We start from the raw sequence: 15,503 nt of genomic DNA on the forward strand, positions 1-15,503 counted from the left end.
TATTAGAATTTTAACTATATTTAAATTCTAACTAAAACTATCTTTTTATGGAATTAAATTTTTTAGCAATTCTTGCAGCTGCAGTGTCAGCGTTATTTATTGGATTTGTTTGGTATAACCCGAAAGTCTTTGGAAATGCCTGGATGAAAGCCGCGGGTGTTACTGAAGAGCAGATCAAAGGAGGAAACATTGTTAAAATACTTGTTTTATCGCTTCTGTTTGCTTTTATGTTAGCTTTTATATTACCAACTATAGTTATTCATCAAATGGGTGCTATGGGTATGGTTGGTGGAGATCCAACAATAGCTTTACCTTCTTATGACGCGTTTATGACTGATTATGGAGATGCTTTCAGAACCTTTAAGCACGGTGCACTTCATGGCTTTATTGCAGGGCTGTTTATTGCGCTTCCAATTTTAGGGACTAATGCCTTGTTTGAGCGTAAAGGCGCTAAATATATTTTAATCAATAGCGGCTATTGGATTGTAACACTAACGGTTATGGGTGCTATAATTTGTGGTTGGAAATAATATTGTAACCTTTTAATATTTTTAAAGACTGATGACCTAAGTTTTCAGTCTTTATTTTTTTAATTTGATAGAATTTAAAATATATACAGCAGTTAAGGACCTTCCAATTATTGAATGGAATGGTTTAACTCGCCACGACATTTTTTTACAAACTCATTATTTAGAAGCTTTTGAAAAGGCCTGTCCTAATACCATTTGTGTCTATTATGTTGGCGTGTTTAATAAAAATGAACTTGTTGGCGTCGCTGTTATTCAAAGAGTACAATTGTATTTAAAGGACATGTTCAGACACGAAGGTGCTACTCGTTTTAAAGAAGTGCTTCAAAACGCACTTTCAAAGTTTTTAAAAGGGAATATTTTAGTAGTTGGTAATTTAACTCATACCGGGCAACATGGTATTTTTATTGACCAAACAAAAATTTCTCAAACACAGTTTATTGAAAAAATATTTGAAGCATGTGAAGAATTAACAAAGTGGATAAGAATAGAAAGGAAACGAAAAATACGTTTAATTCTTTTTAAAGATTACTTTAAAAATGATTCTATTCACTTGGAGCAGTCTGTTTTTGAGTCCAAAAAGTTTTATAAAATGCAGGTTCAGCCTAATATGGTTATGAAACCGAGAAAAAATTGGTTAAGTACTCAGGATTATGTTGCTGATATGACCACTAAATACAGATCAAGATTTAATCGGGCTAGGCAAAAAAGGCAATCAATCATTACCAAGGAATTAAATATTGAGGAGATAAAAAATCACTCTATCGATTTATATAAACTGTATAAAAACGTGTCTAAAAATGCGTCTTTTAATACGTTTATATTACCAAAAAATCATTTTTTAATATTGAAAGAGCATCTGTTAGATGATTTTAAAGTTTTTGGATATTATTTAAATAATGAACTCATTGGTTTTTACAGTTTAATCCTGAATAATAATTCTTTAGAAACCTATTTTTTAGGGTATGATTCAGAGCATCAACACAGTAATCAGCTGTATTTAAATATGCTTTATGATATGGCTGCGTATGCTATTAATAATGGATTTGAGTCGGTTGTGTATGCCCGTACGGCTATGGAAATTAAAAGCTCCGTTGGAGCACAACCAGAAACCATGTTTATCTATTTAAAATATACAAATAGTTTTGTGAACGCCCTTTTAAAACAGATATTCAATCTCATGAATCCTACTCAGAAATGGGAGGAAAGACGCCCTTTTAAAAAATAAAACCCCTTAATAGTTTAAGAGGTTTTGTAAAAGCGTGATAAAAAATCATTTACCGTTTTTCTTTTTTTGGGCCTGTTTCATGGCCTCTCCAATTTGATTACTGGCAGTAAAGCTGGCAACCATATCATTTAACATCTGGCTTCCGGCTTGCGGCGTATTAGGTAACAAAATTAAATTACTGTTTGTTTCCTGACCTAAAGATTGAAGCGTGTCATAATGTTGTGTGACCACGATAAGGGCTGAAGCTTCTTGAGAATTGATGCCGACCCTGTTTAATACCTCTACAGATTCTTCTAACCCTCTTGCTATTTCTCTACGTTGATCGGCAATACCCTGACCTTGCAAGCGTTTGCTTTCCGCTTCTGCCTTCGCTTTTTCAACAATTAATATTCTGGCTGCATCCCCTTCATATTGGGCCGCTGTTTTTTCTCTATCAGCTGCATTAATTCTGTTCATGGCAGCTTTCACTTGTGAATCAGGATCAATGTCGGTAACCAAAGTTTTAATGATATCGTAACCATATTCCATCATGGCATCGTTTAATTCTGTTTTAACAGCAATAGCGATATCATCTTTTTTTACAAAGACATCATCTAGTTTCATTTTAGGAACTTCGGCTCTGACCACATCAAACACATAAGAGGTGATTTGTTCGTGTGGGTAATCTAATTTATAAAAAGCGTCATACACTTTTTCTCTTATTACCTTATACTGCACAGAGACCTTAAGTTTAACAAATACATCATCTAGAGTTTTAGTTTCAATGATAACATCTAGTTGTGTAATTTTTAAGCTCACTTTGCCCGCAATTCTATCAACTAAAGGTATTTTTAACTGAAGACCAGAATGACGAATACTGTTGAATCGACCAAACCGCTCAACAATGGCTGCGGTTTGTTGTTTTACTATAAAAAAGGACGAAATTAAGATGATTAGTCCTAAAAAAAGGATGATAGGAATGAATAATTGACTCATGATTTTATGTTAAAAATTTTGAACGATTAAGTTACGAAATTTATGTCATATTTGGAGGGTTTTCCCAAGCATATGTAACATTATCCCTTTTCACCTTTTTACTTATTAATCAGCATATTCAAGAAGCTTATTGTTGTACACTCAGACGCATCTGGATAGGAATAAAGTTTTTAGAGGAAATCAATCAATATTAGTTTTAGGAGGAACTATTTACTTTTTAACTAGAAACAATAATTTAGGATGATTCGTTTAATGCGATGATATAAACTTTTTTAATTGTTTATATCAGCAGTTAGCCGATGTTATCGTTTTTTTCTAACAAAGTCAACGGGCTTTAAAAGGCTATAATCAAGAAGAACGATTAAAGTGCTTAAGAAAATTACTTTTATAAAAGGTTAATCGTCTTTTCAATACGTTTGATAGTTTCTGTTTTTCCAATCAAAAACATAATGTCAAACACGTCAGGTCCCTGTAAAGCACCTACTAAAGAAAGTCGCAGTGGCATTATAACTTGACCAAACCCAATGCTGTTTGATGTTATCCAGCCTTTTATGTGTGTTTGAAGGTTTTCAACCGTAAAGTCTTCAATAGGTTGAATAATTTCAACTAATCGCAGCAAAAGGTCTTTGGTGCCTTCTTTAAAAGCTTTTTTAGAGCCTTTTTCATCATAATACAAGGGAGCTTCAAAAAAGTAATGACTTAAATCCCAGAGGTCATTTACAAACGTAGCGCGTTCTTTAACCATAGAAACTACCATTGCAATATATTCTAAATCAATAGTGCTTAATTCAGACTTAAGTTGTTTAAATGCTTCTGCCAAAGCCATATCGTTTTGTTCCTGCATGTAATGATGATTAAACCATTTAATTTTTTCAGGATCAAAACGGGCGCCAGCTTTGTGTACGCGCTCTAATTCAAAAGCATTTATAAGTTCGGTTAGATTGAAAATTTCTTTTTCAGTTCCAGGATTCCACCCTAAAAAGGCCAAGAAATTTATCATGGCTTCTGGAAAATAGCCGTCTTCTTTATAGCCTCTTGATATTTCTTCTGTTTGCGGATCTTTCCATTCTAAAGGAAATACCGGAAAGCCTAATTTATCACCATCACGCTTGCTGAGTTTTCCTTTACCGGTTGGTTTTAAAATAAGTGGTAAATGAGCAAATTGTGGGGCTTCCCAACCAAAGGCTTGGTATAATTGAAAATGTAATGCTAATGACGGTAACCATTCTTCACCTCTTATCACGTGGGTTATTTCCATTAAATGATCATCCACAATATTAGCTAAATGATAGGTGGGCATACCATCACTTTTAAAAAGCACTTTATCATCAAGAATATTGGTGTCTATTGTTATCGCGCCACGAATAATATCTGTTAATTGCAAGGATTCGTCCTTTGGGGATTTAAAACGAATCACGTACTCGTCGCCATTCGCAAGTTTTTTATCTACCTCTTCTTTTGAAAGAGAGATGGAGTTACTAAGTTTTTCTCGGTTATGCCAGTTGTAAATAAAGGTTTTACCTTTTTCTTCGTGGTCTTTCCTATGAAAATCTAATGTCTCTGCGCTGTCAAAAGCGTAATAAGCATTACCAGATGCAATTAATTGTTCAGCATATTTCGCATATATTTCTTTGCGCTCACTTTGTCTATAAGGACCAAAGCCACCCTCTTTTTCGGGCCCTTCATCATAAGGAATGTTACACCAGTTTAAGGCATCAACTATGTATTGTTCCGCGCCTTCAACATATCTGTTTTGGTCAGTATCTTCAATTCTTAGAATGAAAGTGCCCTTATGTTTCTTTGCAAACAAATAATTAAATAAGGCTGTGCGAACACCTCCAATATGAAGCGGACCAGTTGGGCTTGGTGCAAAACGCACACGAACATTGTTACTCATGCTTTGTTATTTTGAGTGCAAAGATAAAAGGATATTTATGAATAGGAATAATTATGCCCCTATCATTTCGCGAGGAACCCGTTTATTCATAATATGAAACCATAGAGGTGGAATCATGGCTAAAACCATGGAGGTTGGATAACCATAAGGCATTTGCGGGCTTTCATCATAACAGTCTAAAGTTTGATATTTTTTGGAGCTTTTGTAATGATGGTCACTATGTCTGGTTAATTCATACAAAACAATTCTTCCTATAACGTGATTTGAATTCCAGGAATGAATTTCTTTGACCCGCTCATATCTGCCCGAAGGTGTTTTTAACCTTAGCAATCCATAATGCTCTATATAGTTAACGGTTTCCAAAAGGATAAATCCGGTAACAGCTGAAAAGAAGGCAAACAGGAACCCAATATTTCCAAAAATTAAATAGATACTCAGCAAGTATAAAGTTTGTATAAGTGTAAACCACAGCATATCATTTTTCACAGACAAAAAAGAGAGATTATTGTTCTGGAGTAATCTCTTTTGAATCTTCCAGGCGCCGGCGTATTGCCTGATAACAGAACTAAACCAAAAGGCATAAACGGTTTGATTATACCTTGCCGTGGCCGGATCTTCTTTGGTGGCTGCGTGCAAATGATGTCCAAAATTATGTTCAATGTAAAAGTGCATATATAATGCGGGCAATAAGAGGGCCTTACCAATAAAGCGTTCGTTAGTTGATTGTCTGTGACCTAATTCATGTCCTACATTAATACCATTTACACCCAATACAATACCTATAGAAATTATAAAACCTACAAATTCATAGGTTTCTAATTCGTGAGATATTATAAATAATAAAGCATAAATAACCAATCCGAAGACTATGGGTAAATTAAGGTATAATAGCCAATCAAACAGTTTATTCTTTAATCTGATTTGAAAGTCTTTTTCAGAATAATTGGAGTTGTCAACCGGAAACACAAGTTCTAAAACAGGAATAATGACGAACGCATAAACAGGGGTAAGATAGGAATAAACACCACCCAAATTGAGCCCTAAGAAAGCAACCATAGGAATAGATAATGCTGCCAAATATTTTAAATCTTTCATGTGTTCTTTTTATATAGTTACATATTTCTGCTTAAATCAACCTATTATATCAAATTTAGTCAATAATGACATAAAATAAAATTGTAATTTCGTGTGTTATAAGTTTAGTTTTAAATAAAAAGGCTTTAGAATATTGAACGATTTTAATAACATACAGCAAAAGCTTGAAGGGTTTGTTAGAAAGTATTATACTAATGAACTTATTAAAGGGGCTATTTTGTTTTTTTCTTTAGGGCTGCTCTATTTTTTAATTACGCTGCTTATTGAATACTTTTTATGGTTAAACGCTACTTTAAGAACGGTTATGTTTTGGTTATTTGTGGCAGTTGAATTCACTTTAATTGTCAAGTTCATTCTCGCTCCCGTCGCGAAGCTATTGAAATTTAAAGAAGGGATAAATTATGAAGAGGCCTCAAAAATTATAGGGCAGCATTTTCCTCAGGTCAGCGATAAACTATTAAATGTTTTACAACTCGAAAAGGAAACAGAGAAAACGGAACTTTTATTGGCAAGTATCCATCAAAAATCTATTGAATTAAGTCCCATTCCTTTTAAACTTGCTATAAATTTTAAAACGAATTTCAAGTATTTAAAATATGCTGCTGTGCCTTTGGTTATTATTTTAGCGGCTATATTTACGGGTAACTTTAATTTATTTAGCGATAGTTTTGATAGAGTGGTTCATTACAAAACAGCCTACGAACCGCCTGCTCCGTTTAAGTTTTATGTGTTAAATGATAATTTAGATGCTATTGAAAACAGTAATTTTAAATTGCTAGTTTCTGTTGTAGGCGAAGTGATGCCTGAAAATGTAGAAATACTTTACAATAACGAATCTTATTTTTTACAACAAAATAAAGTAGGCGAGTTTGAGTATGTTTTTTCTCAACCAAAAGAGGACATTCGTTTTGAATTAGCAGCTAATAATATCAGTTCCAAACCTTATGATTTGCATGTTATGCAGGTGCCGTCATTATTGAGTTTTGAAATGGTGTTAAAATATCCCGATTATATAAAGAAACCTGCTGATATTTTAAAGAGTACGGGTAACGCTATAATACCAGAAGGAACGCAAGTAACGTGGAAACTTAATACCAAGGCCACTGATAATGTTGAGTTGTTTGCAAAAGACACGATTTCTTTTTTAAAGACACAAAATAATTATTTTGAGTTGACAAAGACTGTTTATAATAATTTGGATTATAGCCTAAGCACAAGTAATAATCAACTTAATAATTATGAAAATTTAGCTTTTAACATTGATATCATAAAGGATGAATTGCCTGAACTTATTCTGAAAACAGAAAAGGATAGTATTGATTTACAAACACTTTATTTTTATGGTCAAATAAGTGATGATTACGGGTTTAGTAAACTGCAATTGGTTTATTATCCAACGGATAACGAAAATGATGAGAAACAAAAATTCTTTCCAACAGAATCCTCAAATTTTTATGAGTTTATTACAGCTTTTCCAAATGATTTAAATATTAAGGAAGGCGTAGCTTATAGCTTGTATTTTCAAGTGTTTGACAACGATGCTATTCATGGTTATAAGAGCACTAAGAGTAATGTGTTTTCATATAGAAAGAGAACAAAGGACGAAGAGGAGCAGAAGAGGCTATCAGAGCAGAACGAAACAATTAAAAAATTGGATCAGTCTTTAAAAAAGTTTGATGAACAGGAAAAACAGCTAAAAGAATTGTCAAAGACTCAAAAGGAAAAAAGAGAATTAAATTTTAATGATCGGAAAAAGTTAGAATCGTTTTTTCAGCGTCAGAAACAACAAGATGAAGTGATGAAAAACTTCAACAAGCAATTAAAGGAAAATGTTGAAGATTTTCAAAAAGACAGCCCTGTTAAAGATAACTTTAAAGAAGACTTAAAGGAACGTCTTAAGGAAAATGAAGATCAGCTTAAGCAAGATGAGAAACTGTTACAAGAACTAGAAAAGCTTCAAGATAAAATAGAGAAAGAAGAGTTTTCTCAAAAACTTGAAGAACTTGCTAAACAAAACAAAAACAAAAAAAGAAGTTTAGAACAGTTATTAGAATTAACGAAGCGCTTTTATGTTAATAAGAAATTAGAAAAACTTCAGGAAGACTTGTTAAAACAGGCTTTGGAACAAGAGAAATTGTCAAATGTATCTGAAGACCAAAATACCAAAGTAAAACAGGATTTATTGAATTCAGATTTTGAGGAATTTAAAAAGCAACTTGATGAACTTCAAAAGGAGAATAAGGAGCTTAAAAAGCCTATAGAAATTCCAAGGGACAAACTTGATGAGAATGAGGTGGAGGATGAACAAAAAAAGGCTTCTGATGATTTGGAAAAGTCAGAACAGGAAGGTGAAAGTCCTCATGGTAAGGAAAAGATGAATAATGCTAAGAAAAGTCAGAAGAAGGCCGCTCAAAAGATGAAGAAGATGAGTCAGGGAATGCAACAAGCAATGCAAATGAGCGGAGGAGAGCAGATGCAGGAGGATGTTGATATGTTACGTCAAATTTTAGATAATTTGTTGTTGTTTTCATTTGATCAGGAAGCGCTCATGAACCAGTTCAAGAATATTGGTGTTGATCATAATAAGTACGCCTCTTATTTAAGGAAACAAAGTGGTTTAAGAGAGCATTTTAAACACGTAGATGATAGTTTATTTGCGCTATCGTTAAGACAACCAAAACTCTCTGAAACGGTAAATAAGGAAATCACAGAAGTGTTTTTTAATATAGATAGGTCTTTAGAACAATTTGCAGATAATCAAATTCTACAGGGTATGTCTAATCAACAATTTACTATAACGGCATCTAATAATTTGTCAAATTTTTTAAGCGATGTTTTAGATAATATGCAGGAGCAATTAAATCCATCACCAGGAAGCGGTCAAGGGAAAATGGATATGCAACTGCAAGATATTATTATGAGTCAGGAAGAGTTGAATAAAATGATGGAAGAAGGTCTAAAAAAAGGAAAGGATGGAAAGGACGGGAAACCAGAGGACAAAAATGGTGAAAAGGGAAAAGAGAGAGAGGGTCAGGAAGGAGACGAGAATGTTGGTGACGGAGAAAACGATTCGATGAATGGGCTCTTATATGAAATTTATCAAGAACAGGAAAAATTACGACAGGCTTTAGAGGATCAACTTTTAAAAAATGGTGATAAAGGATCGGGGGCTGACTTATTAAGGAAAATGGAGGAGGTTGGGATGGAACTATTGAATAAAGGGTTTACAAACCGAACGCTTGAAAAGATGATGGAGTTGGAACATCAGTTATTAAAATTAGATAACGCGGCTTTTCAACAAGGAGAAGATAATAAACGTGAATCTAAAAGTAATTTAGACAATTTTGATAATAATGGTCTTAATCAGATACCAAGAGCAAAGCAATATTTTAGAAATACAGAAATATTAAATAAGCAAGCATTACCATTGCAACAGACATTTAAGAATAAGGTTCAGGATTATTTTAGGAGAAAGGATGATTAATTTTAATTACGAAACGGATTTTGCATTAAAGGATGAAGACGCTCTATCGAAATGGATTGTTGACTGTATAAGAACCGAAGAATATTCATTGGAAGAGATTAACTATATTTTTTGTGATGACGAATATTTGTACAAATTAAATATTGAATTTTTGAATCATGACACATTAACTGATATTATTAGTTTTGATTATTCTGTCGGAAAAACTATACAAGGCGATATTTTTATTTCGGTTGAGCGCGTTAAAGAAAATGCCACAGATTTCAAAGTGTCTTTTTTTGAGGAATTACATAGAGTAATTATACATGGGGTTTTGCATTATTGTGGATATAAGGACAAGACACCTGAGGACGCGCTCTTAATGAGAGAGAAGGAAAACTTCTACTTAAAACGCTTAGCTTGATATTTAAGATTTAACTGTATATTTGCAAACTCTTTTAAAGAGCTTTTGTAGTTTGTTCCACGTGGAGCAATTCCGACAATAACAATTAATTATAACAAGGCAGCAATATGTTTAATGATATTTATGATGTGATTGTAGTGGGTGGTGGCCACGCTGGTAGCGAGGCGGCAGCTGCCTCTGCGAACATGGGCAGCAAAACACTTCTTGTTACCATGAATCTTCAAAATATTGCTCAAATGTCTTGTAATCCTGCTATGGGAGGTATTGCAAAAGGACAAATAGTTAGAGAGATTGATGCGTTAGGCGGTTATAGTGGTATTGTCAGTGACACCTCTGCTATTCAGTTTAAAATGCTTAATAAATCAAAAGGTCCAGCCATGTGGAGCCCGAGGGTTCAAAGTGACAGAATGCGTTTTGCAGAAGACTGGAGGTTGATGCTTGAAAAAACCCCGAACTTAGATTTTTATCAAGACATGGCTTGCGGTTTGATTATTGAAGACTACAAAGTTGCAGGAGTTAAGACGTCTTTGGGTATAGAAATAAGATCTAAATCAGTTGTTTTGACCAACGGTACCTTTTTAAATGGGCTTATTCATATAGGTGACAAAAATTTTGGTGGTGGTCGTGCTGGAGAAAGAGCCTCGACAGGTTTGACTGAACAATTGGTTGATCTTGGATTTGATTCAGGGAGAATGAAGACGGGGACACCACCAAGAGTAGATGGTAGGTCTCTTGATTTTTCTAAAATGATTGAGCAACCTGGCGATATAAACCCTGAAAAATTTTCTTTTTTAGATATCACAAAACCGCTTAAAGAACAGCGCTCTTGTTACATGACTTATACCAGTTTAGAGGTTCATGATTTGTTAAGAGAAGGTTTTGATAGGTCGCCTATGTTTAATGGTAGAATAAAAAGTTTAGGGCCACGATATTGTCCGTCTATTGAAGATAAGATTAATCGTTTTGCTGATAAAGACAGACATCAATTGTTTATTGAACCTGAAGGATGGAATACCGTTGAGGTTTATGTAAATGGGTTCTCTACATCTTTACCAGAAGATGTTCAATTTAAAGCTTTACGTTCTGTTGTTGGTTTTGAAAATGTTAAGTTCTTTAGACCTGGATATGCTATTGAATATGATTATTTTCCACCTACACAGTTAAAGCATACTCTGGAAACTAAAATTATTGAAGGACTTTATTTTGCGGGTCAGATAAATGGAACGACAGGATATGAAGAAGCGGCTTCACAAGGATTAATGGCCGGTATCAATGCAAGTTTAAAAGTACGGGAAATGGAACCCTTTAACTTAAAACGTGATGAAGCGTATATAGGTGTTTTAATAGATGATTTAATTACAAAAGGGACAGAGGAACCTTATCGGATGTTTACTTCTAGAGCGGAGTATAGGACTTTATTAAGACAAGATAATGCAGATTTAAGACTAACCCCAAAAGGCTATGAATTAGGTTTGGCTAGTGAAGCTAGACTAAAACGCATGGAACAAAAACACAGTGAAGCTGAAAAGTTTGTAGCGTTTTTTGCAAATACCAGTGTAAAGCCAGAAGAAGCAAATCCTGTTTTGGAATCTAAGGGATCAGCCTTGGTGAAACAGTCAGATAAAATGTTTAAAATCTTTTCCAGACCTAATATTACCATTGACGACGTTAGAAAGTTTGCTGCAGTAGAAACATATATTAACGAAAATGATTTGGATAATGAAGTAATAGAGCAGGCAGAAATACAAGTAAAATATTCCGGATATATTTCTAAAGAAAAGAACAATGCCGACAAATTGAGTCGGTTAGAGTATGTCAAAATCCCGGCAGGATTTGATTATTCTCAAATAAAATCGATGAGTTTTGAAGCCAGAGAAAAGCTTAAAAAAATTCAACCAACTACTGTATCGCAGGCCTCTAGAATAAGCGGTGTTTCACCAAATGATATTTCAGTATTATTGGTTTACATGGGACGATGACAGGAAGGTTCCACGTGGAACAAAATGAAAATATAAAATCAAATTATTCAAAAACTTGTTCATTTGTGAAAAAAACAAGCTACTTAAAAGTTAAGGATTATTCTGTTTCCGGAGATTCCTTTGAATTAATTTACAACAAGACCTTTGATTTTTTAGAAACTCAACCGCAACCTTCTTTAGATAAATTGCCAGATTATTATCAAAGTGAGGACTATATCTCTCATACAGATTCTCAAAGAACCTTATTTGAAAAGGCATATCAATTTGTAAAAAAAATTGCTATTAAAAGAAAATTGAAAATCATAAAATCAAATGCTAAAGAAGGTAAATATCTTTTAGATTTTGGATGTGGTACAGGTGACTTTTTGAAAGAGGCACAAAAAAAAGGATGGACTGTTTTTGGTGTTGAGCCTAATGAACAAGCTAGGCAAATTGCCAATAAAAAAACAAATAATCTAGTTTTTAATTCTGATCATATTTCAAAATTTAAAAAGGAGAGTTTTGATGTCATTACACTTTGGCATGTACTGGAACATTTACCAAACACAAAAGAACAGTTATCTGTTTTCAACAAGCTTTTAAAGCCAAATGGGATATTAATTGTTGCGGTACCTAATTACAAAAGTTATGATGCGAGATATTATAAAAACTTTTGGGCCGCTTTTGATGTGCCCAGACACTTATGGCATTTTTCCAGAACCGCGATAAATAATTTAGTCTCTATAGAAAACATGAAAGTCATAAAAACCTATCCAATGCTTTTTGATGCTTTTTATGTTAGCTTACTTTCTGAAAAATATAAATCAGGAAAAATGAAACCGCTTCTTTCTTTTTTGATAGGATGTTTTTCTAATTTACGAGCTATTAGCACAAAGGAATATTCTTCATTAATTTATTGCATTAAAAAGGAGAAAATTTAAATATAAAGACCATATTTAAACCATAATCCACAGCAATAAGAAATAACCTTACAAATTATTTTAACCGCCTTAAAACGCCCTAAAACAATCAATTTAAAATAAAAAAAAGTAATTGATAATCGTTTTTACTATAAGATTTTCTTATACAACAAAAACACTATGAATTCTCTGTTTAATTATTTTACTTTCCTACTTTTGTTCAAATTTTAAAAGAAAAAAAATGAAGAATATATTTTATGTACTATTGCTTTTAATAGCAGTTACTTCTTGCCAAAAAACCCAAAAAATTGGTTTCGTTGATAATGGCAAGGTTATTAATGAATATCAAAGTAAAAAAGATCTTGAAGCCAGATATCAAGAAAAAGATGGGGCTTTTCAAAAAAAGGCAGATAGTATAGGACAAGCATTTCAAATGGAAGCTAAATCTTTTCAAGACAAGGCGAATAGCATGAGTCCGAAAGCTCAGCAAGAAAAATATCAAGAGCTTGGTCAGAAACAACAATATTTAAAACAACAAATGCAAGCTGAACAACAAGAAATTCAGCAAGCTTTTCAAACAGAAATAGATACATTGATCGTTAAAGTAAAAGAGTTTGTAAAAAATTATGGTAAAACAAATGGTTATACATATATCTTAGGAACAAGCGATGCTTCTGCTACCGTATTATACGGTGCCGATGAAAATGATTTGACTCAAACCATATTAGATGCTTTAAATAAAGAGTATAAAAAATAAGGATAAACACCTGTTATACAATTAGTTAAAAAGCATCAAGAGTTATTTGATGCTTTTTTTATTTTAACAATAAAAGGTAAAGGCCTTTGGAATAATTGTTGCTTTAAATCCCCCAGATCCTATAATTTCCCCATCTGCTTGAGCAAACAGAGCGCCATTTTCAATAAGCTCAATATCAATTGCCGCCGCCTTAAGAGTAGTCACCTTTTTATTAAAAACTATTTTCCCATTAAACAGGCGGCCTAAATTTTTAATAATCTCAATTTTAGATAAATTTTGGGCAATGCTAATATCAAATAAGCCATCAAATGGATCAGGGTTTTGAGTTAGTCTCATTCCACCGCCAGAATATTTACAAAGCCCTACAAGAATCATTAAGTTTTTATTTGAATATTTATGGGACTCAACGGAAACAATAGCGTTAAATTTTTTAAACGAAAACAAACCAATTATAGCACCGAAAAGATAAGCTAATGGCCCTAAATACTTATATTTATGGACTTTATTAGCCACATAGGCGTCAAATCCAATACCTGCTAAATTATTAAAATAAACAGGGATAGAATTTTTATTTAATAATTCAATTTTCCCGATGTCTTGTGTCAAAATATTTCCTTTGAAAATAGTCTCTATGGCAGATTTTATGGTCATGGGAATATGATGTGTTTTAACCCAATCATTTCCGGTTCCTATTGGAATCATTCCAACATGAATATTTTTAGACAGAATTTTATTTTGGGACATAATGCCATTCACAATATTATGAAGTGTGCCATCACCACCTACACAGATAATATTCATAAAATTATTATCAATAGCCTCCTGAACTAATAAAACGCTATGTCCGGAATATTCTGTAAAAACAAATTCAAATTCAAAACCATGCAACTCTAAAAGCTGTTTTATTTCAGGCCATTTCTTTTTGCTTTTGCCATTTCCAGAAGTTGGATTAATTATTACGAACCATTTTTTTGAAAGACTAGACACTAGGCTGATTTTTTATGAAGTAAGCGTGTTAGTTTAATAGATAAATCAGTTAAGATGATTTTAGAATTCCCATTTCTTTCTATGTGGTAAATAGCATCCTGAATTTCGTCACTAATTTCCATAATATTGGCGTCATGAATAAACGGCGCAAATTTTTCCAATTTAAAGTTGTCCGTTTTAGGTTCGAGATATACTAATTCAGAAGTGTTATAGTTTAACAACAAAGCTTGTCTGAAAAAATTTAAACAGAACAATAAAAATTGCTTTTGAGTTTCACGACCAGTTTTTGCGATATCTTCACTCCAATTAATTAAATCATGAATTGCTGATTTATTCCCTTTGGCTTTAAAGGCGCTTCTAATCCAAAAAACAAACCATTCTTCAAATTGTAAATCTTCAGAATCTTGATAAATGAGATCACAGGCTTTGTTGAAATTGCCGTTGGATTGATGCGCTATTTTTGTGGCAACAGACTCATCTAAACCATAAGTTTTAATAAGCCCGTGCTTAATAACATGTTCTGATAAAGGAGGAAAGTGAAGTAATTGACATCGAGATTTTATGGTGTTTATAATTTGCTCCTCATCTTCTGCTATCAGAATAAAAACGGTTTTATTTGGCGGTTCTTCAATAAGCTTTAATAGTTTATTGGCACAGGCGCTATTCATTTTTTCTGCCATCCAAATCAACATAACCTTATAACCACCTTCATATGATTTTAAAGACAATGACTTAACTATTTCTAAGGCTTCATCCACCCCAATTTGCCCCTGTTTGTTATCTACTCCAAGTAGTTTATACCAGTCAAACAAATTTCCATATGGTTGTTCCTTTAAAAGTTGACGCCATTCTTCCATATAATGGTTTGATACAGGATGGCTTTTAGCCTTATCACTGGTGGTTACAGGAAAAGCAAAATGTAAATCTGGATGGGAAAAATTATTAAACTTCAGATTACAGGACTGATTACCGCCGGCGTTCTCTCCGTTGGTGTTTGAGCACAAAAGGTATTGGGCATAAGCAATAGCCATAGGCAGAGTACCGCTTCCTTCTGGACCAATAAATAATTGGGCGTGAGCAATCCTGCCGTTATCTACACTTTGTGTGAGATGTTTTTTAATGTATTCCTGGCCTAATATATCTTCAAAAAGCATGAAGCAAATATAGTTTTTTTATAATTCTTTATCACTTCAATCGTTTTCGTAAAAAAACACGTTCTACAGCGTTTTTTAATTAATTACATTTGCTAAACTAAAAGTGCTCTAAAATATT

Annotated in this window: 12 protein-coding genes; 7 read left to right on the top strand and 5 right to left on the bottom strand. The window is 33.2% G+C overall.

Annotated elements, in window-relative coordinates:
- Positions 1-47: 47 nt before the first annotated feature.
- On the top strand, positions 48-530 hold the full coding sequence (locus V8G56_RS01180; protein WP_395436613.1) for a DUF1761 domain-containing protein: 483 nt from the start codon (positions 48-50) through the stop codon (positions 528-530).
- 64 nt (positions 531-594) lie between these two features.
- A complete protein-coding gene (locus tag V8G56_RS01185) occupies positions 595-1,755 on the top strand; it encodes a GNAT family N-acetyltransferase (RefSeq protein ID WP_395436614.1) in 1,161 nt (386 codons plus the stop codon).
- A gap of 45 nt (positions 1,756-1,800) precedes the next feature.
- Here the strand turns inward: V8G56_RS01185 and V8G56_RS01190 are convergent, their stop codons facing one another.
- From V8G56_RS01190 to V8G56_RS01200, 3 genes are all read right to left on the bottom strand, one after another.
- Complete coding sequence (locus V8G56_RS01190; RefSeq protein ID WP_395436615.1) at positions 1,801-2,730, bottom strand: SPFH domain-containing protein; 930 nt, start codon at positions 2,728-2,730, stop codon at positions 1,801-1,803.
- Between the two features lie 385 nt (positions 2,731-3,115).
- Positions 3,116-4,627, bottom strand: a complete 1,512-nt coding sequence (gltX, locus tag V8G56_RS01195; RefSeq protein ID WP_395436616.1) for a glutamate--tRNA ligase — start codon at positions 4,625-4,627, stop codon at positions 3,116-3,118.
- A gap of 51 nt (positions 4,628-4,678) precedes the next feature.
- Positions 4,679-5,722, bottom strand: a complete 1,044-nt coding sequence (locus V8G56_RS01200; RefSeq protein ID WP_395436617.1) for an alkane 1-monooxygenase — start codon at positions 5,720-5,722, stop codon at positions 4,679-4,681.
- 133 nt (positions 5,723-5,855) lie between these two features.
- On the opposite strand from V8G56_RS01200, the gene V8G56_RS01205 reads away from it, so the two are divergent.
- The 5 genes from V8G56_RS01205 to V8G56_RS01225 all read left to right on the top strand — a co-directional run bounded on the left by V8G56_RS01205 (position 5,856) and on the right by V8G56_RS01225 (position 13,244).
- On the top strand, positions 5,856-9,206 hold the full coding sequence (locus V8G56_RS01205; protein ID WP_395436618.1) for a hypothetical protein: 3,351 nt from the start codon (positions 5,856-5,858) through the stop codon (positions 9,204-9,206).
- Positions 9,199-9,609 carry an rRNA maturation RNase YbeY gene (ybeY, locus tag V8G56_RS01210; RefSeq protein WP_395436619.1) on the top strand — a complete coding sequence of 137 codons (411 nt, stop codon included), beginning with the start codon at positions 9,199-9,201 and terminating at the stop codon, positions 9,607-9,609. Before V8G56_RS01205 ends, ybeY begins: the two co-directional genes overlap by 8 nt.
- Positions 9,610-9,716: 107 nt before the next feature.
- A complete protein-coding gene (gene mnmG, locus V8G56_RS01215) occupies positions 9,717-11,588 on the top strand; it encodes a tRNA uridine-5-carboxymethylaminomethyl(34) synthesis enzyme MnmG (RefSeq protein ID WP_395436620.1) in 1,872 nt (623 codons plus the stop codon).
- Positions 11,589-11,653: 65 nt separating this feature from the next.
- Complete coding sequence (locus V8G56_RS01220) at positions 11,654-12,508, top strand: class I SAM-dependent methyltransferase (protein WP_395436621.1); 855 nt, start codon at positions 11,654-11,656, stop codon at positions 12,506-12,508.
- A gap of 220 nt (positions 12,509-12,728) precedes the next feature.
- Positions 12,729-13,244 (top strand): OmpH family outer membrane protein, encoded by a 516-nt coding sequence (locus tag V8G56_RS01225; RefSeq protein WP_395436622.1) that lies wholly within the window; start codon positions 12,729-12,731, stop codon positions 13,242-13,244.
- Between the two features lie 63 nt (positions 13,245-13,307).
- Here V8G56_RS01225 and V8G56_RS01230 read toward each other — a convergent pair whose 3' ends face one another.
- Positions 13,308-14,231 (bottom strand): diacylglycerol/lipid kinase family protein, encoded by a 924-nt coding sequence (locus tag V8G56_RS01230; RefSeq protein WP_395436623.1) that lies wholly within the window; start codon positions 14,229-14,231, stop codon positions 13,308-13,310.
- A complete protein-coding gene (locus V8G56_RS01235) occupies positions 14,231-15,385 on the bottom strand; it encodes a DNA polymerase III subunit (RefSeq protein ID WP_395436624.1) in 1,155 nt (384 codons plus the stop codon). The genes V8G56_RS01230 and V8G56_RS01235 overlap by 1 nt, the downstream gene beginning before the upstream one ends.
- Positions 15,386-15,503 lie beyond the last annotated feature (118 nt).

Source organism: Gaetbulibacter aquiaggeris, assembly GCF_044003965.1.
GTDB lineage: Bacteria > Bacteroidota > Bacteroidia > Flavobacteriales > Flavobacteriaceae > Yeosuana > Yeosuana aquiaggeris.